Origin of the sequence: Marinobacter sp. EhC06, assembly GCF_001650915.1 — a bacterium.
Taxonomy (GTDB): domain Bacteria; phylum Pseudomonadota; class Gammaproteobacteria; order Pseudomonadales; family Oleiphilaceae; genus Marinobacter.
Map to the genome: position 1 here is coordinate 26,801 of NZ_LXYO01000003.1, position 19,650 is coordinate 46,450.

Consider the following 19,650-nt stretch of genomic DNA (forward strand, 5'->3'; position numbering starts at 1 on the left):
GGCAATGAAAATTCAATTTACTGCGATGGCATTAGCCACTTCACTGGCACTCGCCACTGGCCATGCACAGGCAGACAGTGCGAGGGAGGCCGCGAAAACAAGGGCAGCGTCGATACCGGACAAGGTGCAGACGGTTGCCGGTGAACTGGAGTTTTTCGATGGCGTGCCGATCGGAGACACCAATGATCTGGTCTACGACTATCTGAACCGTGCACGTGCGCTTGGTGTGTACCTGGACAATGTTGGTGCTGTATCCATCTACTCCGTTTTGCTTGGCATGGCCCAGCAAGGGGCTGATGCGCCCAACAAGATCGCTATCTGGGAACAGTTAATGGATTCCAGGACACCGGTCATTACGTCGAACACTTCGACCATGTATGCCTACGCCCCTACTGATCTGGCAAACGACGGGCCAACTGTTATTGAGGTTCCACCTGGCATGCTCGGCTTTCTGAATGATGCCTGGCAACGTTACGTTGGTGACATCGGCGCTGCCGGGCCTGACAAGGGCAAGGGTGGCAAGTACCTTGTGCTGCCTCCTGGTTACACGGGTGACATACCGGACGGCTACTATCTGCTCAGGCCATCCACGAACAATAATTTCCTGTTCCTGCGAGGCTCGATCAAAGATGGCCTCAAAGCTGCAGCCGACAACTTCAAGGCCGGACTGAAGATTTATCCTCTGAAGGAAAAGGACAATCCGGAACCGACGCAGTTCGTGAACATGTCCGGACGCTCGTTCAGCACTATCTTCCCAAGCACTCTGGAATATTATGAGATATTGAACACTATCGTTCAGGCAGAGCCGGTCGATGCCGTCGGACCGGAAGTGCGCGGTAATATGGCCGCCATCGGAATCGTCAAAGGCAAGCCGTTCAATCCTGATGAGCGGATGCAGAAACTGCTTACTGAGGCCGCTACTCTGGGCAATGCTGCAGGGCGTTCGATTACCTATGATCCGCGGATCGATGGCGTGTACATCTACCCAGGAACGGACAGCAACTGGGTTATGGGGTATGCCAACAAGAATACGTCTTTTCGGGCAGACGGCGTGATGAACCTTGATGCCCGGGTCCTGTTCTACTACAACGCCGGTGGTGTAACGCCGGCGATGGCGGCGACCCGCGCCGGGGTGGGCTCCGATTATGCGCTTGCCATGCTGGATAGCGATGATAAACCGTTTTACGGAGACAGGACCTACCGGCTGCATTTGCCGCCAGATGTGCCGGTGAACAACTTCTGGGCAGTCACACTCTATGATACCCAGACGCGTACCCAGCTGCAGACAGGCCAGCTGTTCCCGACGGTTGGCAGTCAGAGCGAGGGTATCAAGAAGAATTCTGATGGATCCTACGACGTCTATTTCGCGCCGCAAGCACCTGAGGGAAATGAAGGCAATTGGCTGCAAACGGTTCCGGGAAAAAGCTGGTTTGCAATCTTGCGAATGTACGGACCTATGGCGCCATGGATCAACAAGTCCTGGCGTCCTGGTGATATTGAGCTGGTAAAGAATATGTAGTCTTGCAACGGCAAGTTCTATGGCCCCAGATGCCCTTCCCAACTCAGCCAAGGTTTCCAGGGCTGAGTTGGAGTCAATCTCCACTCCCGCCAATGCTATTTTCTCAATACTTGTAGCTCGGGTTATTCGTGGATTGCTGGCGCTAAAGCTACTGGCAGTCTCTCACGAATGAACTCGGCTAAGGCTTTTGTATGGGGTGGCACACCCACCCGTGATGGCATCAACAGGCTGAGGCTTGCGAATTGCGATATCCAGTCTGGCAATACCCGAATGAGCTGGCCAGCTTGAACGGCTGCTCTGCAGACATAATCGGGTAATGCGGTAACGCCCAGGCCATCGATCGCGGCTTGCCTGATTGTCGACATATCCTCTGAGCAAAGCGCGATATGGGTATTCTGATGGGTTCGAAGGCCGTCTTTGTGCTGTAAAGGAATCGCCTCTTTCGCGCCGGCTCTCCCCACTTTTAAAAAACGACAACTGGCTAGATCATACGGTGTTTCAAGTTGTCCTAGCTGCTCCAGATAGCCGGGAGAGCAATAAAACTGCCATTCCACATTGGCGATAAACCGCTGGACCAAGCTCGAATCAGGCAATTCGCCACTGTGCCCTCGAATGGCGATGTCTATCCCTTCAGTAATCAAGTCGACCATGGTGTTGGAGACGCGTTGTTCGATAAGCACTTTGGGATGCTGCCTGGCGAAATCAGTCACGATATCAAGCAGAACAAATTGCGCCACACCTATCGAACAGCCGATCACGACTTTCCCTGAAAGGTTTCCACTTTTATTGTCCATTGCTGCTTCAGCCAGTTCGAAGTGATCAACCAGCTTTCGAGCATGCTGGTAAAAGCTCTTCCCTTCTTCGGTTACCGCGACGTTACGGGAACTTCTCTGAAGTAGCCTCACACCAAGGCGTTCTTCCAACTGAGCAACATGACGGCTCAATCGCGACTTTGGCATGTCCAATGCCTTTGCCGCTGCGGTGTATCCCTTCTTTTCAACGACATGCACGAAATAGAAGTAGTCGTTCAGGTCAATGTTCATATCTGCGTCCTAAATATGGAACGAACAGTTCAGATTTTAGCCATTTTTATTCAAATACCAAGCTGCTAACTTTTATTCAGACCAGAAATGGAACGGAGAAAGACAATGACCTATCAAGTTGCTCAACAACATGACTCGATGACAGCTTTCGCCCCGGTAAAGGGAAGCCCAATTAGTGTGGGCTCAGGGTTCACGGGTGTGGGTTTTCGTCACGGGCAGTTCTATGGGGCCATGGATCCCTTCATCATGGTGGATCACTACACAATGACGGCACCGACCTTTGGTACCCACCCTCACGCTGGCCTCTCGGCTGTTACCGTTTTGTTTGAAGATACGGTAGGTAAATTCAACAACCGCGATTCGCTGGGGAATGACTTCGACATTAACCCTGGCGACCTTTACTGGCTGAATGCGGGCAGCGGTGCCATTCACGACGAGGCACCGCGTAAAGGCGCCACGATTCATGGACTGCAGATTTTCGTTAACTTGCCCGCACGCATGAAGCGCCAGGCGCCGAACTCCCTGCATGTGAAGCGAGAAGACATGCCGACCTTGAAGGGGCAAGGCTACCGTGTGCGGCTGGTTCTTGGCCAAAGCAATGGGGTCGAGACAGACGCAGCGTCGGTGTGGCCAGCCACTATTCTTGATGGTTTTGCAGACAAAACATCGGTATTCGAACACCGCATTCAAACCGGTTTTAATGCCTGGATCTATTCAGTTGAAGGCGACATTGAATATCAGGTGCGCGGCGAATGGTTCACTCTCCACCAGGGAGAGTCCAGCGCGATTAACGGTGCAGAGGGCGAGGCAGTCACAGTGCGAGGAAAGTCTCCTACAAGAAGCCATTTCGCGGTGCTGTCCGGTGAGACCATCAATGAACATTTCGTTCAACGCGGGCCGTTTGCAATGAGCACCCAACAAGAAGTCGATGAAGTGGTTGCTCGCTATAACGCGGGTGAGTTGGGGCACCTTGAGTGAGGGAGAAATCCCCTTCCCCAGCGGCACAGCTATTCCATCAATCATTAACCCTGTCGAGGGACTAAACATGAAAGTTTTAACGTTTGCAGCGACCAACAGTCGCAAATCCATCAACAGACAACTCGTGAAATACGCCGCGAACAAGCTGGCGAATGCGGAGATCGATTATGTTGAGATTAATGATTTTGACTTGCCGATCTACAGTATCGACCTGGAAGAGCAGTACGGCATTCCAAAGTGCGCCCACGCCTTCCAGACCAAAATCGAACAAGCGGACGCGATTCTTGTTTCCTTTGCCGAACACAATGGCAATTTCACTGTAGCGTTTAAAAACCTCTTCGATTGGATGAGCCGAATTGGCCGACACGTCTACCGTGACAAGCCGATCGTTATGCTCGCCACTTCTCCGGGGCCAGGTGGCGGAAACACCGTGTTGAAGCTTGCTGAAACCGCTGCTCCCTTTTTTAATGGGAAGGTCGTTGGCAGTCTCAGTATTCCAAGCTTTTTCGATAACTTCGATGTCGATCGCGGCGAGCTGACGAATAGTGATCTCGTTGAAAAGCTTGAACAGGTATTGGGTGCCTTTGCCTTTGAACCCCAAACCGCCTAAAGAGCACCAGCGACCAAGCGGACGGTTGACTTCATATTCCGTCTGTTTGGTCTCTGACACATCGGAACGGCAGCTACTTTCCTGGGCCCTTCAGGTAGGCGTGGCAGTTCTGAACAAAAATGAGCCTTTTCTTACCTACCACTTGAGATATCATTTGCTCGTCAACATCCAGCAACGCCACAATACTCAACGCGCTTTTATTTCGAAGATCAGAGGCTGTGGCCATCAATTCAACGGTGCTCTTTTTCTGAACGAATTTCAGATAAAACCACCGACGCAAAAGCCCCTTCATTCCCTCTGTCGGTAGGTAATTTCCTTGCGATAGCTGAGTCGAACCGTTCATGGCGCCCTCCCGAACCTAATCAACGATGGTCATTTCTTTGACGATCAGAGCAGCCATGTTGTTACAGAAAAGCTTCCCGAATGGCCTTGCTAGCCAAAATGACTATGAGTGATTAAGAACCTACTTCGCCGATAATCCACGATACAAAAGCACGAATCTTGTCCGTGCGAAATTTCGCTTCCGGTGCAAACAGGTAGTATTGGTATTCTGCCGGGACAACAATTTCGATCGGGCGGAGGTAGTTTTTGCATTATCTCTATTCTGTTTACGGTTAATTTTAAATTAAGCAAAGACCAGGTTCACCCGTTTGTTCCGGGCACCGTTCACTGAAAACATAAGGTGACTAAATCAACGGTAGGAATACTCATTATGAAAATTGAAGTCCCAATCATCAGTGCCTTTGTTGACGGCGATTTCGGGGGCAACCCGGCAGGTGTTGTGTTGAATGCCGACCAGTTGAGCTCCGAGCAAAAACAGAAGATCGCAGCGGCTGTCGGCTTGTCGGAAACGGCTTTTGTGTCTGCGTCGGATTTGGCAGACATTAAACTGGAATTCTTTACGCCAACCCAGCAGATCGCTCACTGTGGCCACGCAACGATCGCAACCTTCAGTTTTCTGAAGCAAAAAGGGCTGTTAGCTAATGATCGGTCATCGAAGGAGACAATTGATGGCCTGAGGTCAGTCAATATGGAGGGCGAAGCCGCCTATATGGAGCAGAAAGCTCCCCGCTTCGAAGCGTTAGGCGAGAGTGATCTACGGGCTGCCCTGCTCTCCCTTGGGATAACCAGGGACGATCTGATCGACGGTGCCGAGCCAATGTTAGTCAATACCGGCAACAGCTTTGTGGTGATTGGCATTCGCGACGGCAAGACAATCAAGGGTCTTGAGCCAGATTTCGACCTCATCGAGAAGCTAAGTGAAGCTCTGGATCTTATAGGATATTACGTATTCTCCTTCGACGACGTTGGCGATGGGAGAGACGCAGGCGCCCGCATGTTCGCACCCCGATACGGCATTCAGGAAGAGTCTGCGACTGGAATGGCGGCCGGCCCGCTGGCTTGCTATCTGCGTGACCAACTGGGTATTCAAAAGCAGGAATTCACCATCGAACAAGGTCGCTGGATGGTCGCACCCTCACCTAGCGTCATAAACGTGCGGCTGACTATTGGAACCGATAACAGGATCGAGAACCTGTTCGCGGGTGGTCGGGGCGCAATCAGAGAAGTTATGGAAGTTGAATTTTGATGATCCGAAGGCGACCGCTATCTGCGCTAGAGCGCTCGTCTAAACCCATCACCTGACCTGATGTGTTGTATACCGCAAAGCAATTTTTTCTGAGGACGGGAAAACAAGAGAATAACCATCAAGCCAATACGGCGATGCTGTCTAACTTAACTCTCTTGAAAGGTGGAATATCACATGAACGCAATCAACAAGTTTTTTCTCGTTTTCTCTGTAATCGCTTTCTCTGCTTTCGCACAGGCGGAAGGTGTGAGCCAGGAAGATATCGATCGCGGAAACAATCCAGCGATCGAAACAGTCGATCTTGGTATCAGCAACTGAGCTGAGCACAACTAAAAGGGGCGGTCACCATGACCGCCCCTTTTTTTGTCTGCCCCTACCAATTTTTTCGCCAAACTCAAGGCATAGGAGTGAGCGACAGAATGCCGCTCTTCAGGTGAAAGAAACCAGTACCAGGAGACCGAAAAACACACTGATCACGGTCGTCACTCCGGACAAGCCTTCTGTGTCAGCGCTGCCAGTTACCCAACGCCTCAGCGCCTTCAGAAAGCGCTTGGGCGTGTAAATGTTTTTGCGATAATTGCTCTGGTAGTAATGCACAAGAAACAAAGGCATCGAATCACTATCGAAACGATGCCAGAGCTTCAGTACCCCAAGGATATCCTTGCGGCAGGCCCAGCCCTGAATGGATGATGGGAGCCAACTCAGGGGAATGGCAGAGCCAAAATCGATTATTGCAGGGTCGCCCCGCCCCGAAACCAGAATGTTTCCGGAATTGCCGAGGTCCATGTGGGCAACCCCATGCTGGTGCAGGGTCTTCACATCACTGAAAAGTTGTGAGAAAAAGTTGTGCGGTACCCCTTTGCCCGCCGCAATTTCCTTTACCGGCCTTCCCTCGATCAGACGATAATGAATGGTAGGCGAAGCGTCTGACGGCCGGCTGACTTGATCAGGCGTGAAATCCAGGTGCTCGACTTTTCTCAGCATCCTGAGTTCGTGGGACGCGAGAAACCGGAAGTAATTCCCGAGCAGGCCCCGGGAGAATCTGAAAGCCTTGTAAACGTGCCTGTTGCCGCTGTTGTCGGCGTTTACAGAGATGATTGGCTTGTACCATTTCTGGTCAGCGGCATCGGTGATTGCAGCAGGTTGCCAGCTGGACCCCATCGACGGGCAGTTCGTTTGGCCGTTCATTCCCCCTCCCAACTCCAAGATATGCAGATTATTGGTCAAGTTGGCCGGATCAATCCTGGTTTAACCGGGCCCTTGCCGATGCCGCAACTCGCGACATCTGCAGAGGATTATTGGGAGTTTTCGGGGGGCTGAATAATTCCGTTGCGGTATCTTTGTCATCACGAAAAATGATGAATGAGCTTTTACTCGTTTCAGGCGATGGCTTTTACCGCCGAATGGCCACAAGGCGAGTTGGTCATAATGTCGTGCCAGCGCTCGCGAAGGAGCCGTTCTACGTGGTTTCGCAACCAGACGATTCCGGGATCACGGTCGTGGCGTGTGTGCCAGATGAGATACAGACTGGTCGGGTCTACTTCGAAAGGCAACTGCCCCATCCATAGCCCGTCCACGAAGCCACAGTCCTGGCTTATCAACTCGGGAACCGCGGCGATCAGGTTCGAATCCCTCAGGACCTGGGGAACAATCGAAAAATGGTTGACCGTCGCAGCAATGCGTCTGCTCTGGCCCTTCTGATCAAGGTAGCTGTCCACGAATCCGTGTGCATCCCCTGACATCGTCACAAGCAGGTGCCGTGCCTGGAGGAATTCATCCATGGTGATCTGTCGGCCAGCCAACGGGTGGTCTGCGCGCATCGCCAGAACATACCCGCCTTCAAACAACCACGTACTTCGCAAACTGTGATCGTGTTGGGTAAGCATACCGACCGCCAGATCGACATGCGCCTCGCGCAAGTCGTCGTATGTGCCCTCTGGTGTGTATGGCACGGCATGAATATCAACGCCCGGCGCCTGGTCTTCAAGAAGTTCAATCAGCTGCCGCCAAATCATTTCAACAATTACATCCGTGACTGCGATGCGGAATTTTCGCTTCGATGTCGCCGGATCGAATTGCGTGGCACTGACTGCATTCGTCAGTGCGTACATGTGATCGCCCACCTGATCCCACAGGCTGAGCGCGTAGGATGTTGGCTCGATGTTGCGACCCTTTCTCACAAACAATGGGTCGTTCCAGATCTGGCGCATTCGGGAAATCGCATTGGATACTGCAGGCTGGGTCATGGCAAGCCGGTCTGCCGCTCGCGTCACAGAGCGTTCGGTCATGATGGCATCGAAAATGTACAACAGCTGAAGTTCTTGCGTTTTCATTCAAAGTTCCTGGAGATTGACCCGGACAAGTCTGGCTTGGAAGGGCATGAACCGCAATTGCAGTATTTCTCAAAGCCTGACTTTCTTGCAGTTGATACGAAGAAGCCTCCCGATCGGGAGGCTTTGGGATAGGTTTACAAATTCCCTTTCACGAAGGTTCTCAATTCACTCAGGCTGCCGGCCCCGGTTTTCTGGGCAATCACGCCGCCATCCTGAAACAGCGCCAGGGTTGGGATGCCCCTGATCCGCATTTTTGCAGTTACATCGGGACTGTCGTCGACGTTCACTTTGGCGATGGTCAACTCATCGCCAAACTCATCGGCGATTGCCTCCAGCATGGGGGAAACTGTCTTGCAGGGACCACACCACGGTGCCCAGAAATCGACCAGCACAGGGCGATCACTCTGTACAACAGCCTGCTCAAAATTTACATCGGTTACTTCAATCATTTTGCTCATGGGTTCAACTCCTTTATCAAATAGCATGGTTCAGACATTGAAGCCTGATGCGTGCAAAAACCAATTGCTGGACGGTATAAGCTCTATTTCCTGTAATGATGAGTGCCCACCCGGCCTTTACAGCCGTTTGCTGAATACCAGCCCGCCCCAGGCCAGCGTTCGGTTTCCCGTCCCGGATTTAATCTCCGAGCTCTGAACACGCAGCACATAACTCAGCTCGGTGCCCGCCAGAAAGCTGTGGGTATAACCAGCCCATACTTCAGCCAGCAAGATGTTCAGATCATTGGCATCCAGTTCATGGTCCGAATCACGAAACTGGCCCTGAAGAAAAGCGTTGTAAGCCCGGGCTTTCACCGACACGCCGCCCCAGAAATAATTCTCGCGTCCGCCAGGTGCGGAAACGCCGGGCGCTCGCTCACCGTAGGCCATAAGCTCGGGGTTAAATCGGTTGTCCGGAGAGGAAATCAGGCCATCCCGGAATACCAATGCTGCTCCAAACTCCGTCAGATATCCGACCGATCCGAAATACGTCACTTTGAGCTGTTGATTTGGTTGGCTGGCATCCAGGTATCGGTGATACGCGGCCGAGTACCGGAAAGTGGGCTCTCCGCCATTCGAGATCTGATGGTCCCAACCGTTCGCCCGGTCACTACCTACCACCTTGTGAACCGCATTCTGGCCGGATTTGAATACATCAAGTCCCAGAACACCCACGGTCATGGATGTGGTCCAGCCCGAGTCGACCCCGAGAGCCTGGTAACTCTGGCTTGAAGACAGGTAAACCAGACTGCTGTAGGGCCGATCGCTACGATCAATCGCGGATTCCTTGATTTCCTCAGGGGTGAAGCCATAAACGCCCAGCTCAAGCGCGGCGCTTTGCGGGCTCCCGACCTCTTGGCCCAGATAAGGAAACACGAAACTGTCCAGCCCCTGGCTCACCCTGGACACCGGATTCCCAATGAAATCCTCGGAATTGGAGGAATAGGTAATCGCTACACCGGCGGTGTAATCCCGATCCGTTTGCGTTGGGGCGAACAGGTCGTTGTCCGTGGAGAGCGCGAGCACCGAATCAGCGGACTCTGCCAGTGCAGACGAAGCCAAAACAGCGCCTAAAAGAGAAACGGTCAAAAATCGAAAAATCATAGCCAACTCCGAAATTGTGTCGGTAGAAAAGTTGGCTGCTATTCTTCGAACTCCTGGCCTTCAGAACTAATCAAGCGTTGATATTTAAAACATCACCTCGGTTGATAGATAAGTAGTAATACGTGCGGTTTTTGGGCAGTCGTCATCAACCCCCATCACTGATAATGATGTTTGCCATACCGTTTCAGAATTATTCCTCCACATTGTTCAGTCCCACAATTCGCTCATCTGATATCCGACCGATTCCGGTATCGGAGTCAGCTGAATCAACTCAAACTGTGGAGAATTGAAAATGCGTAAATTTGTACTGGTTACCCTGGCTTCCCTTATTACTGTGGCTGCCCTGCCCGCTCATGCGACCCTCGCAGACCGTAAATCTGATGGGCCCCGCTCCGAACAGGCTCAGCCCGCTCCCTACAGCGGCCAAATTGTGATTCGTGGTGAGATTCAGGATCGCGACGCCAAAAACGATACTGCAAATCCGGCCCCGTATAGCGGTCAGATTGTTATCCGTGGCCAGGTACAGCCCGAAAGCCACGGCTGAGTTTCAGATGTTTGTTTTGCGTCTTGGCACCAGGGACGGTGCTTTTTTCAGTCTCGGGTTATGGTCGGAACGGTAAATGTGTAAATTCGACGATTTCTCGAACGACTTCAGGGTTTTGTAAAAGCCGGCTATGACCATATCCCGTTGTACGGGTTAAACGGCTCCTCGGAAACGCCTCGCTCAGTGCAACGGATTCAGTAACCGGAACTTCCAAATCCGAATCATCATGGATGAGCAAAACGGGTACCTCGATTCCAGGCGCAAGCGTAGTCAGATCCAATCGATCAACGCTCAGTCCTACCGTTTCTTCCATGTCGCGAACGAAAAGACGCTCACTGCGCTCGCCAAGATTTACAAACCGGGCGAATCGGCTCAGGACGCCCTCAATCGTTGCCGGGCCTGAAACCAGTACCAGGCGATCAAAGCAACCCCTGGTGGATTGAGCATACACAAGCGCAGCCGCACCCAGTGAATGTCCGATCGCAACATCAAAAGAACTCCCCACGTATTCGTGGGCGTCCAGAACGGCCTCAATAAACCGCCCCGGATGAGATTTGGTGGCCTCTGAATCGCCATGTCCGGCCGGATGAACCGCAAAAATGGTGTATTCACCAGGGTCGAACTCACTAATCAGATCCTTGAATTGGCCGATCCAACCCGACCACCCATGCAGGACCAGAATTTTCTTCGGGCCATTCCCATAAATCGACATCAAGCCGTCATTACCGAGAGGCACGACCCGCTCGAACAGCTCGCGAGATGACGCGCGCCGTTCGGCCTTAATTCGGGGAATGGTCATAAGCTCGACCGCTTTTGATGCCGCGCTGGATGGCAGCATTCGGCTGTAAACACCGAACGCAGCCTGAAACATATTCAGAGAAAGGTTCATTTCCGCTTTCCTCAACCTGTTGAAAGGAATCATCTGATACCATTAAGTGTATATACAGCTTAATAGGTGATGCAAGCTTTAGTTGTTCGATTCTTGTACACCCCACCACAAGCGTTCTGCTCGAACAGATGGACAACTATTCCAACCGTCCTGCCGTTTCCACTCTGGCAAAAGAACAGAGAATGTCACTCACATTCAATAGGAAGGAGACAATTCATGTCCGTCAGTTCGCAAACCACATCGTTCTCTCTGTACCACTTTCGCTCATGCCCTTTCTGCGCATACACCCGCTCTGCGATGAAGCACATCGACATCGAAGTGGAAGAACGGGATATCGCCAGAAACCCTGCCTACCGCGCAGAGCTGATCAAAGGTGGAGGCCGAGCCCAGGTTCCCTGCCTGAGAATCGAATCGAAAGGGGAAGTTCGTTGGCTGTATGAATCTCAAGACATCGTCCGCTTCCTGCAGCGCCAAGCCACCAAGGCGAGCTGATCGCGACCAGACCTTTTATTGATCCACGCAAAACTCAGGAGAGCAAAAATGCTTAAACGAAAAGTTGATGTTGCCATCATTGGCACGGGCACAGCCGGTATGGGTGCCTATCGCGAAGCTCGCAAACATACCGACAGCATCGCGCTGATTGAGGGGAGCCACTATGGCACCACTTGTGCACGTGTTGGCTGCATGCCCAGTAAGCTTTTGATTGCCGCTGCAGAGGCCGCCCACGGCGCAAAGCATGCCGGTGTTTTCGGACTTTATGTCCCGACGGTTGAGACTGACGGTGCGGCGGTCTTGGATCGGGTAAAAAAAGAGCGTGACCGTTTCGTCGGATTTGTTGTCGAAGATGTCGAAGAGTTTGATGATAGCCACAAGGTCCGTGGATATGCCCGATTCGTGGACTCCCATCGTTTGCTGATTGATAACGGTCTTGAAATCACTGCCGACCGGATTGTTATTGCCACAGGTTCCAGACCGTTTATTCCCGAAGTACTGGAGGACGCGGGTAACCGCCTGCTCGTTAACGACGATGTATTCGAACTGGAGCAGCTTCCGACATCCGTACTTGTTGTCGGGGCCGGTGTTATCGGTCTGGAATTGGGCCAGGCTCTAAGCCGACTCAACGTCAACGTTACGATGCTGTCGCGTAACGAATCGATCGGTGGAATTGCCGACTCCGAAATCCGGAAAATTGCGGCGGATACTTTTCAGTCCGAATTTGATCTGGTCCTTCACGCGGAAGTTCTCGCAGCAAAGGAAACCCTGAACGGCGTGCAGGTAACCTACCGCACATCCGGAGGCATCGTTCACACGGTAGTGGTTGACTATATTCTGGCGGCAACCGGTCGCACTCCGAACACTGACAAGCTTGGCCTCGAGAGTACCGGCATTATCCTGGACGCCCGCGGCGTTCCGACCTACGACCCGCACACAATGCAAACCAGTGCACCGCACATCTTTATAGCAGGTGACGCCAACAATGAGCTGCCCCTGTTGCATGAGGCCTCAGATGAGGGTCGTATCGCGGGAAGCAACGCAGGAACCTTTCCCACTGTTGAAGCCGGCCATCGACGTGCCGGGCTGGGCGTCGTCTTTTCCGACCCGCAAATTGCCAGTGTAGGCAAACGGGCGCACGAACTGGTGCCACACACCTTCATCACCGGGAAGGTCAGCTTTCACAATCAGGGAAGAAGCCGGGTGATGGCCAAAAACCAGGGCATGCTGAAAATCTACGCAGACAAGCACAGCGGCATTCTACTGGGCGCAGAAATGTTTGGGCCGGCAGCGGAGCATATAGGTCACCTACTGGCCTGGGTCGTGCAGCAGTCTCTTACGGTAAACGAGATACTCGGGATGCCTTTCTATCACCCGGTTATTGAAGAAGGTGTTCGCACCGCCTTCCGAGATGCTTCGGAGAAGCTGAAAGAGACAGAACGTAAGGAGGCGCCCCATGCAGTTGCTTGAATTGTTCAGGCGCTACCACACCCAGGCGGCTAAGGTTGCCCTTGTAGTCGGTACGATTCTATTGCTGATCAACCAGCATGATGCGCTGTTCGGATACCAGGAAATTCAATGGCTGCCGGCACTTTTGACCTACTGCGTTCCCTTCTGCGTTTTCATGCTCGGTAAGCTTTCCAGCGAGCGGGATTGCCAGAAATCCTCCGGGCTCAATGTGCCTGTTTCAAGGTATCGTTAACCATCCTGATTTCGCCGCGCTGTATCTCAGTGCGGCGAAATCATTCTTGAGGCAATCGCTTTTGCCTTTAGTGCCGCATCCAGATCGCCTTCGACGTGAGCCTTCACAATAGCGCCCTCTTTCAATAAAAACAGTGCATTGGCCAGCTCTTCTGCTTCAGTTTCTGAAGTGGAGATTTCCAGAGCGTGCCGTTTCAGGAGCTCGAAAACCCGTGCTTTGTGGGCCGCGCATCGTTTGTGTACCGGGTGCTCGGGAGAGCTGTATTCACCGCAGGTATTGATAAAGAAGCAACCATAGAAACGATGCAGTGTTGGTACGCGATTATTAAACCAATCGTGAACCGCATCGAACATTTCCATGAGTGCCTCTCTTCCCGCTGGCTGACTGTTCATTCGCCCCTCTAGCCAGTCGAAAAACAGATTGTCCCGGTGCTCAACTGCTGCCTCTACCAGGCTGTCCTTGCTCTCAAAATGGTTGTAGAGCGTCTGCTTTGCGACGCCTGCTTCCTGAAGCACCTGGTTGATGCCGATGGCATGAATACCATGCTCATAGAACAGCCGCAGTGCCGTGTCGACCAAATCCTGCCTTCGACCCATCGTCAAAACTCCAAATTGTTCGTTGAATATATCTTGACCAAATTAGACAGATCTGTCTAGAATTAAAAATAGACCGACTTGTCTACTTCAAGAAATGCCACTCAGCGCAGTGAAACAGGGTGTTTTTTGACTGGTGTTTTTGTCGGTTTGACTTGCGAACCACCAGTGAACGAGACACGGAGAAGAGCACGATGGACATTCAAATCAAAACCACCCGAAAGGCGCCCGTGTTTGGGCTTGAAGCTGATTTGATAGATGGCTTGCAGACCGGGCACCCACAAGCCTTTGCGGAAGCTTACCGGAGATATCATCCAGTGATGCTGAGGGTTGCGGCGAAGTACACTTCTGCAGCCGTTGCCGAAGATATCGCCCAGGAAGCCTGGATGGCGGCGATTGGAGCCATTGGTTCTTTCGAGGGCCGTTCCTCGCTCAAGACCTGGCTATGCCGGATTGTCACCAATAAAGCCTTCAACACGTATCGGGAAAACCGTAAGGAATTTCCGGCCACGCCAAGCCTTGCCCTGTTATCAGACAACTCACCGGACAACCAATTTAATGGCGCCGCCGGGCATCTCAGCGAACCGGAGCTGGCTACCCAGACTGCAAAGGTTCAGGAACGCATTCGCGTTGAAATGAAGAATATGAACCGGGATCACGCCAACGCGATTCTGCTCAAGGGCATGAGCCCACTCACCGGCTCGCAGGTATCTGATGTGCTAGAAATTTCCCACGGAAACCTGCGGGTCATCCTGCACCGTGCACGAAATGAACTGGCCGCCCTGCTCTGATCCAGGCGGCCTTTTCACTGTGTTTTGCTAAAACTGGAGAAACCTTATGAGCACCCAACGTCCACCACTACCTCCCTTTACCCGGGAAAGCGCCATTGAAAAAGTCCGCCTTGCCGAAGATGGCTGGAACAGTCGTGACCCGGCGAAGGTTGCCCTCGCCTACACAGAGGACACACGCTGGCGCAACCGGGCGGAGTTCGCCAATGGCCGCGAGCAGGTCGAAGAGTTCCTCACCCGTAAATGGAATCGTGAACTGGACTACCGACTTATCAAGGAGCTCTGGGCCTATACCGACAACCGGATTGCCGTGCGATATGCCTATGAATGGCACGACGACAGTGGAAACTGGTTTCGCTCCTACGGAAATGAAAACTGGGAATTCGATGCCGACGGCCTGATGCAGCGACGCTTCGCATGCATCAACGATAGCCCCATTAAAGAATCAGACCGGCTTTTCCGCTGGCCGCTCGGTCGCCGTCCGGATGATCACCCCGGCCTCAGTGACCTGGGTCTCTGATCTTGCCGCAGTTGCGTTCTCTCCGAGAATTCTGAGCCATATCCCATTCGGGCGGACCGGTGATAATACTTTAATGCCCACCGGCGCCGCCTTTACTTCGCCATGTTCTCATCTCTTTCTCCCCGAATTGGCTTTTCAAACGACCTGACGGTTTTCCAGCACGATCTGCAGACTTCCGTATCGAGAATGGCAATACCCTTACCCAACCAGCTAATCGATCCACGTCTGTAAAGGGGTAAAACCATGGATAAAACAATCTCGGGGCTGTCTGCTTTAATCAGCGCGGCCTTTCTTTTCTCGGCAACAGCCCACGCTTCAGATGGTCACCCTAAGATTATCAAGCAAGTGACCGACCGGGGTTTGAAAGTGGTCTCTTCCTTCAAGGCCTGCCGCCGGAGAGTGAGCTTAATCGCATCATGAATCCCTAGGACGCCAAGGGGACGGCTCGACGAGATTCGCGACTGTCCCCTTGTTCATCCCGAAAGACCGATCCCATCAGTGTTTTGGGGGGCCAAGAAAGGTGGTGGTGCCGGTTGTCACTGCCCCTTCGTGATTCAACGTGCTGACCTCAAAAACAACGTCGTTAGCGCCGGAATCAAGGGAGGAGGACGGAACAGCGACAGAAAATGGCACCTCAACCCTCTCACCTGCTCCAATCACGACACCTCCGGGACCTGTGGTTGAGAATTCTTCAAAACCGCCAACCTCGATCACCAGGTATCTCGGGCTGCTGTCTTTATTCGTAAGCTTGAGCAGATAGCTGTTTTCAATGTTGCCCCCGCCGGTATAGCGATACATACCGCGGTCCCTTTCCACATCGAGGGTTACCAGTGGTCTGGACGCCACGCCCCAGGAAAATAACGCAATCATCAAAGCGAGGAACGCGAAATACCCCACCAGTCGTGGTCGCAACAGGTTTGTTTTTCCGCCTTGTAGTTCGCGCTCGCTGGCGTAACGCACCAGGCCGCGGTCATACCCCATCTTGTCCATAATCGAGTCGCACGCGTCGATGCACGCCGCGCATCCGATACACTCCATCTGCAAACCGTCCCGAATATCGATACCGGTCGGGCATACCTGAACGCACATCTGGCAGTCAATGCAGTCACCAAGCCCGCCTTCGGAAAGCGCTGCATCCTTTTTCCGCGACCCTCTCGGTTCACCTCGGGCGACGTCGTAGGAGATCACCAGGGAGTTCGCATCCACCATGGACGACTGAAACCGACCGTATGGGCACATGTGAAAACAGACTTTCTCGCGGAGCCAGCCGGCATTCAGGTAAGTAGCCGTGGTAAAAAACAGGACCCAGAACGCGGCCCAGCCGGATGCTTCCATGGCAAAAAGATCACCGACAAGATCCCGGATCGGCGTGAAGTAGCCTACAAACGTAATTGCCGTTAGCAGACTGATAACCAACCAGAGTCCATGCTTGGAACCCCGGCGAGCGATCTTGTGCAGACTCAGAGGCGCGGCATCAAGCTTGATTCTTCTTGAGCGGTCCCCCTCTGTCAGTCGCTCTGCCCACAAGAAGACCCAGGTCCAGACGCTCTGGGGACAGGCATAGCCACACCATACCCGCCCGGCCAATACAGTCAGGAAAAACAGGCCGAAGGCGCAAATCAGGAGGATTCCAGAAAGCAACACGAGGTCTTCTGGCCAGAACGTGGCTGAAAATATGTGGAATTTCTTTTCGGAAAGATCCCAGAGTACGGCCTGCCGGCCACCCCAGTTCAGCCAGGCTACGCCAAAATACAGGGCGAAGAGGACAAACCCGCCGGTCATCCTCAAACGGCGGTAAAGCCCGGAAAAACTTCGCGGCTGAATTTTCTGTTCAGCTTCACGAGTTGTTGATGAAGATTCAATTTGCTTAACAGAGATCAGGCGACTCATTCGCTGCGCACCTTGCCACATTCGATAAGAAACGGATGGCAGGAGGATAATCGCTCGCATCAAATAGGGGCAGGACCACTTTTTTTATAAACAATAGGGACAGATAAGGAATCTTCAGGACACCAGTTCGGATAACCGGTGCAAAGCGGCAATCCGGGCGCCATTCCAGGGATGGGCAAAACTGATTCTCAGGCAGTTTGAAAACCTTCCTGATACCGAAAAGAGGCTGCCAGGGGTGATGACAATGCCCTCTTTCAGCGTTTCGGCGTAAAGACTCAAGGTGTCGACCTCCGGAGGCAGCTCTACCCACAGAGCCAGGCCTCCACTGGGAGCCGTCGCACGCAAAGGCAACGGCCAGTCTCCCAGAAGAGTCAGCAAATGATCTCGCTGCTGGCGCAAACTTTGTCGATAGCGCCGGAGGAAGGATGAGTAGCCACCCTCTGCAATAAAATCCGCCACTCCTTGTTGTAAAAACCGACTACTCGCCAACTGGGACGTCAGTTTGAGTTGCATGATTTGCTGGTGCCATCTTCCTCCTGACACCCACCCCAAACGGAGATCTCTCGAAAGCACCTTGGAAAAAGAGCTGCAATGGATGACCCGGTCAGATTCATCAATCGCTTTCAGAGTGTCGGGTACGTTTAACCAACCCGATTCGCCATAAATGTCATCCTCGATAATGGCAAGCTGATGTTGATCGGCCAGCGCGAGCAGACGCACGCGGGTTTCATGGGGCATCACAGCGCCCGTCGGTGTAGCAAAGGCCGGTGAAACCACGCAAGCTTTTACGTCCCAGGTCTGAAGAGTCTCCTCAAGCGCCTGTATATCCATACCACTGTTCGGCGACGCAGGTATCTCGACTACCTTGAGCTGAAGTTGTTCAAGTAACTGAAGAACTCCATAAAATCCCGGAGCTTCCACTGCAACCACATCACCGCGCTGGCAAACGGCCATCAAGGCCAGAAACAGGGACTGTTGGCAGCCAGATGTGATGCAGAATTGATCGGCATCAGCCGTCCACCCTCTTCGGGCTGATCGCAGGGCAAGCTGGGATCTCAGCTCCGGGTCACCAGCCGGCTCGTCATAGTATTGAAAGCTTGCCGATTGACGCCTCAGTGCCCGCCCAATCGACCGGTTAAGTTGAACAATGCCCGGCGGCGCTACTTCGCGGCGGTGATCAGGGAGCAAATCAAAGGCAGCGCTTCGAGTCATGATGTCCTGAAACACCTGGCTCACCGAAACCGGTTTGGGTGCGGCGAGTGTCGAGGCTTGCCTGGGGGGCTCGAACTCTCGATGGCCAGGCGCAACGAAAAAGCCGCTGCGCTCCCGAGCCTCGATCAATCCCTGAGCTTCAAGTCGCTGCAGTGCATGCTGAACCGTAATCTTGGAAACGCCTTGCTGGTGACAAAGTGTCCTTATTGAAGGGAGTCGTTCGCCAGCTTGCCAGCGGCCACTTTCAATACTCTGTCGCAGAGTATTCTCAAGTTTCTGGTATCTCGGCAATTCGACCGTCATTGTGTAATTCTTCTCCAACGCACGTTCAAACGATTCATCTCAATTGCGAACAGAGTACAAAACACTCGCTATTCCCGCATAAAAAAGCCGGGCTTGAGCCCGGCAAACTGAGTTTACTCTGAACACCGCCAACAACTCACGCTAACTGCGATACCTTCTCTTTCAGACCGTCTAACCAGTTAGTCAGGTCCTTCAGGGACTTGGAGCCTGCTTCCTGGCCCATGAACTGGTCTCGTCTCAGCAGAACCAGGGTCGGAATGGCTCTAACGCCGAACTTGGCAGCAAGATCATGCTTCTTGTCCACGTCCACTTTTACCACTGCAGTTTCAGGGTTCAATTGACTGAACTGCTCCAGAACCGGGTTCATAACCTTGCACGGCGCACACCAGGGAGCCCAAAAATCCAGCAGGAGCCACTCGTGCCTGTTGGCAAGATCTCCCAGTTCGTCAAATGTATTCAGGTTTACGATCGGCACAGCGGATATCCTCCGGACAATAACTTCAATTAAGAAAAAGGGCGTACCCGGCGAACACTATCGATGCGAGGGAGAATGCCGAATACGCCAAGGGGTGAACAATTCTGGATCAGGCTCTTCTCAACCTGTCGCCAATGAGCTTATCCAGCGAGAACAGACCGGGCCCACACATGGCCAGTGCCATCAGGATCAGGCCCCAGACCACGTGGGTCAGTTCGGCTGCCGGCGCGATCATTTCCAGGCTGATAACCGCAACTATGTTGATCACAAACAGCCCCAGAGAAGACACCAGAGAAAGCAGGCCAAGGGCGAGCAGGACGGGAAACACCAGTTCCCCGAACGTGGCCAGGAAGGCAGCCAAATCCGGGCTTAACAGCGGCACGCTGTATTCTTCTTCAAACAAAAACAGCGTCGTTCCCCAGTCATCAATCTTGGTGAGGCCGGCTTTGAAGAACACCCATGCCACGTAGAGGCGCCCAAGAAGCAGTGCAACGGGTAGCAGGCCTCGGACGATTCGCTGAACCGAATCATTTAATCCGTAAAAACTGTACGCTAAGGTTTTCATATCAA

Annotated in this window: 24 protein-coding genes; 12 read left to right on the forward strand and 12 right to left on the reverse strand. The window is 52.9% G+C overall.

Features of this window, described 5'->3' with window-relative positions:
- The first annotated feature begins 4 nt into the window (after positions 1-4).
- Positions 5-1,519, forward strand: a complete 1,515-nt coding sequence (locus A8B84_RS03245) for a DUF1254 domain-containing protein (RefSeq protein ID WP_082905057.1) — start codon at positions 5-7, stop codon at positions 1,517-1,519.
- 122 nt (positions 1,520-1,641) lie between these two features.
- Here the strand turns inward: A8B84_RS03245 and A8B84_RS03250 are convergent, their stop codons facing one another.
- On the reverse strand, positions 1,642-2,562 hold the full coding sequence (locus A8B84_RS03250) for a LysR substrate-binding domain-containing protein (RefSeq protein ID WP_064227934.1): 921 nt from the start codon (positions 2,560-2,562) through the stop codon (positions 1,642-1,644).
- A 105-nt stretch (positions 2,563-2,667) separates the two neighbouring features.
- Here A8B84_RS03250 and A8B84_RS03255 point away from each other — a divergent pair, with 105 nt between their 5' ends.
- On the forward strand, positions 2,668-3,540 hold the full coding sequence (locus A8B84_RS03255; RefSeq protein ID WP_064227935.1) for a pirin family protein: 873 nt from the start codon (positions 2,668-2,670) through the stop codon (positions 3,538-3,540).
- Positions 3,541-3,607: 67 nt separating this feature from the next.
- Positions 3,608-4,150, forward strand: coding sequence for an NADPH-dependent FMN reductase (locus tag A8B84_RS03260; RefSeq protein ID WP_064227936.1), 543 nt, complete (start codon positions 3,608-3,610; stop codon positions 4,148-4,150).
- Between the two features lie 73 nt (positions 4,151-4,223).
- Here the strand turns inward: A8B84_RS03260 and A8B84_RS03265 are convergent, their stop codons facing one another.
- Entirely contained in the window at positions 4,224-4,493 is a 270-nt protein-coding gene (locus tag A8B84_RS03265; protein ID WP_064227937.1) for a hypothetical protein, read from the reverse strand.
- 369 nt (positions 4,494-4,862) lie between these two features.
- Between A8B84_RS03265 and A8B84_RS03270 the strand changes: the two genes are divergently transcribed.
- Both A8B84_RS03270 and A8B84_RS21625 read left to right on the forward strand, forming a co-directional pair.
- Positions 4,863-5,738, forward strand: a complete 876-nt coding sequence (locus tag A8B84_RS03270) for a PhzF family phenazine biosynthesis protein (RefSeq protein WP_064227938.1) — start codon at positions 4,863-4,865, stop codon at positions 5,736-5,738.
- 174 nt (positions 5,739-5,912) lie between these two features.
- On the forward strand, positions 5,913-6,056 hold the full coding sequence (locus tag A8B84_RS21625) for a hypothetical protein (protein ID WP_162841242.1): 144 nt from the start codon (positions 5,913-5,915) through the stop codon (positions 6,054-6,056).
- A gap of 111 nt (positions 6,057-6,167) precedes the next feature.
- Here A8B84_RS21625 and A8B84_RS03275 read toward each other — a convergent pair whose 3' ends face one another.
- The 4 genes from A8B84_RS03275 to A8B84_RS03290 form a co-directional block, all read right to left on the reverse strand.
- Positions 6,168-6,926 carry a hypothetical protein gene (locus A8B84_RS03275; RefSeq protein ID WP_064227939.1) on the reverse strand — a complete coding sequence of 253 codons (759 nt, stop codon included), beginning with the start codon at positions 6,924-6,926 and terminating at the stop codon, positions 6,168-6,170.
- A 191-nt stretch (positions 6,927-7,117) separates the two neighbouring features.
- The gene (locus A8B84_RS03280) at positions 7,118-8,071 is read right to left on the reverse strand and encodes a LysR family transcriptional regulator (protein WP_064227940.1); all 954 of its coding nucleotides are present in this window, start codon (positions 8,069-8,071) and stop codon (positions 7,118-7,120) included.
- Positions 8,072-8,205: 134 nt separating this feature from the next.
- Positions 8,206-8,529 carry a thioredoxin gene (gene trxA, locus A8B84_RS03285; protein WP_064227941.1) on the reverse strand — a complete coding sequence of 108 codons (324 nt, stop codon included), beginning with the start codon at positions 8,527-8,529 and terminating at the stop codon, positions 8,206-8,208.
- A gap of 117 nt (positions 8,530-8,646) precedes the next feature.
- Positions 8,647-9,672: a lipid A deacylase LpxR family protein gene (locus A8B84_RS03290; RefSeq protein WP_064227942.1), complete on the reverse strand. Its 1,026-nt coding sequence runs from the start codon at positions 9,670-9,672 to the stop codon at positions 8,647-8,649.
- Between the two features lie 292 nt (positions 9,673-9,964).
- Here A8B84_RS03290 and A8B84_RS03295 point away from each other — a divergent pair, with 292 nt between their 5' ends.
- Complete coding sequence (locus A8B84_RS03295) at positions 9,965-10,216, forward strand: hypothetical protein (RefSeq protein ID WP_064227943.1); 252 nt, start codon at positions 9,965-9,967, stop codon at positions 10,214-10,216.
- Positions 10,217-10,274: 58 nt separating this feature from the next.
- On the opposite strand, the gene A8B84_RS03300 is transcribed toward A8B84_RS03295, so the two are convergent.
- Positions 10,275-11,105, reverse strand: coding sequence for an alpha/beta fold hydrolase (locus tag A8B84_RS03300; RefSeq protein ID WP_082905058.1), 831 nt, complete (start codon positions 11,103-11,105; stop codon positions 10,275-10,277).
- A 216-nt stretch (positions 11,106-11,321) separates the two neighbouring features.
- Between A8B84_RS03300 and A8B84_RS03305 the strand changes: the two genes are divergently transcribed.
- From A8B84_RS03305 to nrtS, 3 genes are read left to right on the forward strand one after another with little or no spacing between them, the layout of a single operon-like run.
- On the forward strand, positions 11,322-11,597 hold the full coding sequence (locus A8B84_RS03305) for a glutaredoxin family protein (protein WP_082905059.1): 276 nt from the start codon (positions 11,322-11,324) through the stop codon (positions 11,595-11,597).
- Positions 11,598-11,645: 48 nt separating this feature from the next.
- Entirely contained in the window at positions 11,646-13,067 is a 1,422-nt protein-coding gene (locus A8B84_RS03310) for a dihydrolipoyl dehydrogenase (protein ID WP_064227944.1), read from the forward strand.
- On the forward strand, positions 13,054-13,299 hold the full coding sequence (nrtS, locus tag A8B84_RS03315; RefSeq protein ID WP_064227945.1) for a nitrate/nitrite transporter NrtS: 246 nt from the start codon (positions 13,054-13,056) through the stop codon (positions 13,297-13,299). Before A8B84_RS03310 ends, nrtS begins: the two co-directional genes overlap by 14 nt.
- A gap of 26 nt (positions 13,300-13,325) precedes the next feature.
- Here the strand turns inward: nrtS and A8B84_RS03320 are convergent, their stop codons facing one another.
- Positions 13,326-13,895, reverse strand: a complete 570-nt coding sequence (locus tag A8B84_RS03320) for a TetR/AcrR family transcriptional regulator (RefSeq protein ID WP_064227946.1) — start codon at positions 13,893-13,895, stop codon at positions 13,326-13,328.
- Between the two features lie 191 nt (positions 13,896-14,086).
- On the opposite strand from A8B84_RS03320, the gene A8B84_RS03325 reads away from it, so the two are divergent.
- The 3 genes from A8B84_RS03325 (at position 14,087) to A8B84_RS21170 (ending at position 15,620) form a co-directional block, all read left to right on the forward strand.
- Positions 14,087-14,683, forward strand: a complete 597-nt coding sequence (locus A8B84_RS03325) for an RNA polymerase sigma factor (protein ID WP_064227947.1) — start codon at positions 14,087-14,089, stop codon at positions 14,681-14,683.
- A gap of 46 nt (positions 14,684-14,729) precedes the next feature.
- On the forward strand, positions 14,730-15,200 hold the full coding sequence (locus A8B84_RS03330) for a DUF1348 family protein (RefSeq protein WP_064227948.1): 471 nt from the start codon (positions 14,730-14,732) through the stop codon (positions 15,198-15,200).
- 243 nt (positions 15,201-15,443) lie between these two features.
- On the forward strand, positions 15,444-15,620 hold the full coding sequence (locus A8B84_RS21170) for a hypothetical protein (RefSeq protein WP_201257850.1): 177 nt from the start codon (positions 15,444-15,446) through the stop codon (positions 15,618-15,620).
- Positions 15,621-15,695: 75 nt separating this feature from the next.
- On the opposite strand, the gene ccoG is transcribed toward A8B84_RS21170, so the two are convergent.
- The 4 genes from ccoG to A8B84_RS03350 form a co-directional block, all read right to left on the reverse strand.
- Positions 15,696-17,090, reverse strand: coding sequence for a cytochrome c oxidase accessory protein CcoG (ccoG, locus tag A8B84_RS03335; protein WP_064227949.1), 1,395 nt, complete (start codon positions 17,088-17,090; stop codon positions 15,696-15,698).
- A 114-nt stretch (positions 17,091-17,204) separates the two neighbouring features.
- The gene (locus tag A8B84_RS03340; protein ID WP_064227950.1) at positions 17,205-18,605 is read right to left on the reverse strand and encodes a PLP-dependent aminotransferase family protein; all 1,401 of its coding nucleotides are present in this window, start codon (positions 18,603-18,605) and stop codon (positions 17,205-17,207) included.
- A gap of 136 nt (positions 18,606-18,741) precedes the next feature.
- Entirely contained in the window at positions 18,742-19,080 is a 339-nt protein-coding gene (locus A8B84_RS03345) for a thioredoxin family protein (RefSeq protein WP_064227951.1), read from the reverse strand.
- Between the two features lie 109 nt (positions 19,081-19,189).
- Positions 19,190-19,645, reverse strand: coding sequence for a DoxX family protein (locus tag A8B84_RS03350; RefSeq protein ID WP_064227952.1), 456 nt, complete (start codon positions 19,643-19,645; stop codon positions 19,190-19,192).
- Positions 19,646-19,650 lie beyond the last annotated feature (5 nt).

Excerpts from the sequence above, each read along its gene's own strand:
- A8B84_RS03245 (WP_082905057.1), top strand. The coding sequence starts at position 5 with ATGAAAATTCAATTTACTGCGATGGCATTAGCCACTTCACTGGCACTC.
- A8B84_RS03250 (WP_064227934.1), bottom strand. The coding sequence starts at position 2,562 with ATGAACATTGACCTGAACGACTACTTCTATTTCGTGCATGTCGTTGAA.
- A8B84_RS03255 (WP_064227935.1), top strand. The coding sequence starts at position 2,668 with ATGACCTATCAAGTTGCTCAACAACATGACTCGATGACAGCTTTCGCC.
- A8B84_RS03260 (WP_064227936.1), top strand. The coding sequence starts at position 3,608 with ATGAAAGTTTTAACGTTTGCAGCGACCAACAGTCGCAAATCCATCAAC.
- A8B84_RS03265 (WP_064227937.1), bottom strand. The coding sequence starts at position 4,493 with ATGAACGGTTCGACTCAGCTATCGCAAGGAAATTACCTACCGACAGAG.
- A8B84_RS03270 (WP_064227938.1), top strand. The coding sequence starts at position 4,863 with ATGAAAATTGAAGTCCCAATCATCAGTGCCTTTGTTGACGGCGATTTC.
- A8B84_RS21625 (WP_162841242.1), top strand. The coding sequence starts at position 5,913 with ATGAACGCAATCAACAAGTTTTTTCTCGTTTTCTCTGTAATCGCTTTC.
- A8B84_RS03275 (WP_064227939.1), bottom strand. The coding sequence starts at position 6,926 with ATGAACGGCCAAACGAACTGCCCGTCGATGGGGTCCAGCTGGCAACCT.
- A8B84_RS03280 (WP_064227940.1), bottom strand. The coding sequence starts at position 8,071 with ATGAAAACGCAAGAACTTCAGCTGTTGTACATTTTCGATGCCATCATG.
- trxA (WP_064227941.1), bottom strand. The coding sequence starts at position 8,529 with ATGAGCAAAATGATTGAAGTAACCGATGTAAATTTTGAGCAGGCTGTT.
- A8B84_RS03290 (WP_064227942.1), bottom strand. The coding sequence starts at position 9,672 with ATGATTTTTCGATTTTTGACCGTTTCTCTTTTAGGCGCTGTTTTGGCT.
- A8B84_RS03295 (WP_064227943.1), top strand. The coding sequence starts at position 9,965 with ATGCGTAAATTTGTACTGGTTACCCTGGCTTCCCTTATTACTGTGGCT.
- A8B84_RS03300 (WP_082905058.1), bottom strand. The coding sequence starts at position 11,105 with ATGAACCTTTCTCTGAATATGTTTCAGGCTGCGTTCGGTGTTTACAGC.
- A8B84_RS03305 (WP_082905059.1), top strand. The coding sequence starts at position 11,322 with ATGTCCGTCAGTTCGCAAACCACATCGTTCTCTCTGTACCACTTTCGC.
- A8B84_RS03310 (WP_064227944.1), top strand. The coding sequence starts at position 11,646 with ATGCTTAAACGAAAAGTTGATGTTGCCATCATTGGCACGGGCACAGCC.
- nrtS (WP_064227945.1), top strand. The coding sequence starts at position 13,054 with ATGCAGTTGCTTGAATTGTTCAGGCGCTACCACACCCAGGCGGCTAAG.
- A8B84_RS03320 (WP_064227946.1), bottom strand. The coding sequence starts at position 13,895 with ATGGGTCGAAGGCAGGATTTGGTCGACACGGCACTGCGGCTGTTCTAT.
- A8B84_RS03325 (WP_064227947.1), top strand. The coding sequence starts at position 14,087 with ATGGACATTCAAATCAAAACCACCCGAAAGGCGCCCGTGTTTGGGCTT.
- A8B84_RS03330 (WP_064227948.1), top strand. The coding sequence starts at position 14,730 with ATGAGCACCCAACGTCCACCACTACCTCCCTTTACCCGGGAAAGCGCC.
- A8B84_RS21170 (WP_201257850.1), top strand. The coding sequence starts at position 15,444 with ATGGATAAAACAATCTCGGGGCTGTCTGCTTTAATCAGCGCGGCCTTT.
- ccoG (WP_064227949.1), bottom strand. The coding sequence starts at position 17,090 with ATGAGTCGCCTGATCTCTGTTAAGCAAATTGAATCTTCATCAACAACT.
- A8B84_RS03340 (WP_064227950.1), bottom strand. The coding sequence starts at position 18,605 with ATGACGGTCGAATTGCCGAGATACCAGAAACTTGAGAATACTCTGCGA.
- A8B84_RS03350 (WP_064227952.1), bottom strand. The coding sequence starts at position 19,645 with ATGAAAACCTTAGCGTACAGTTTTTACGGATTAAATGATTCGGTTCAG.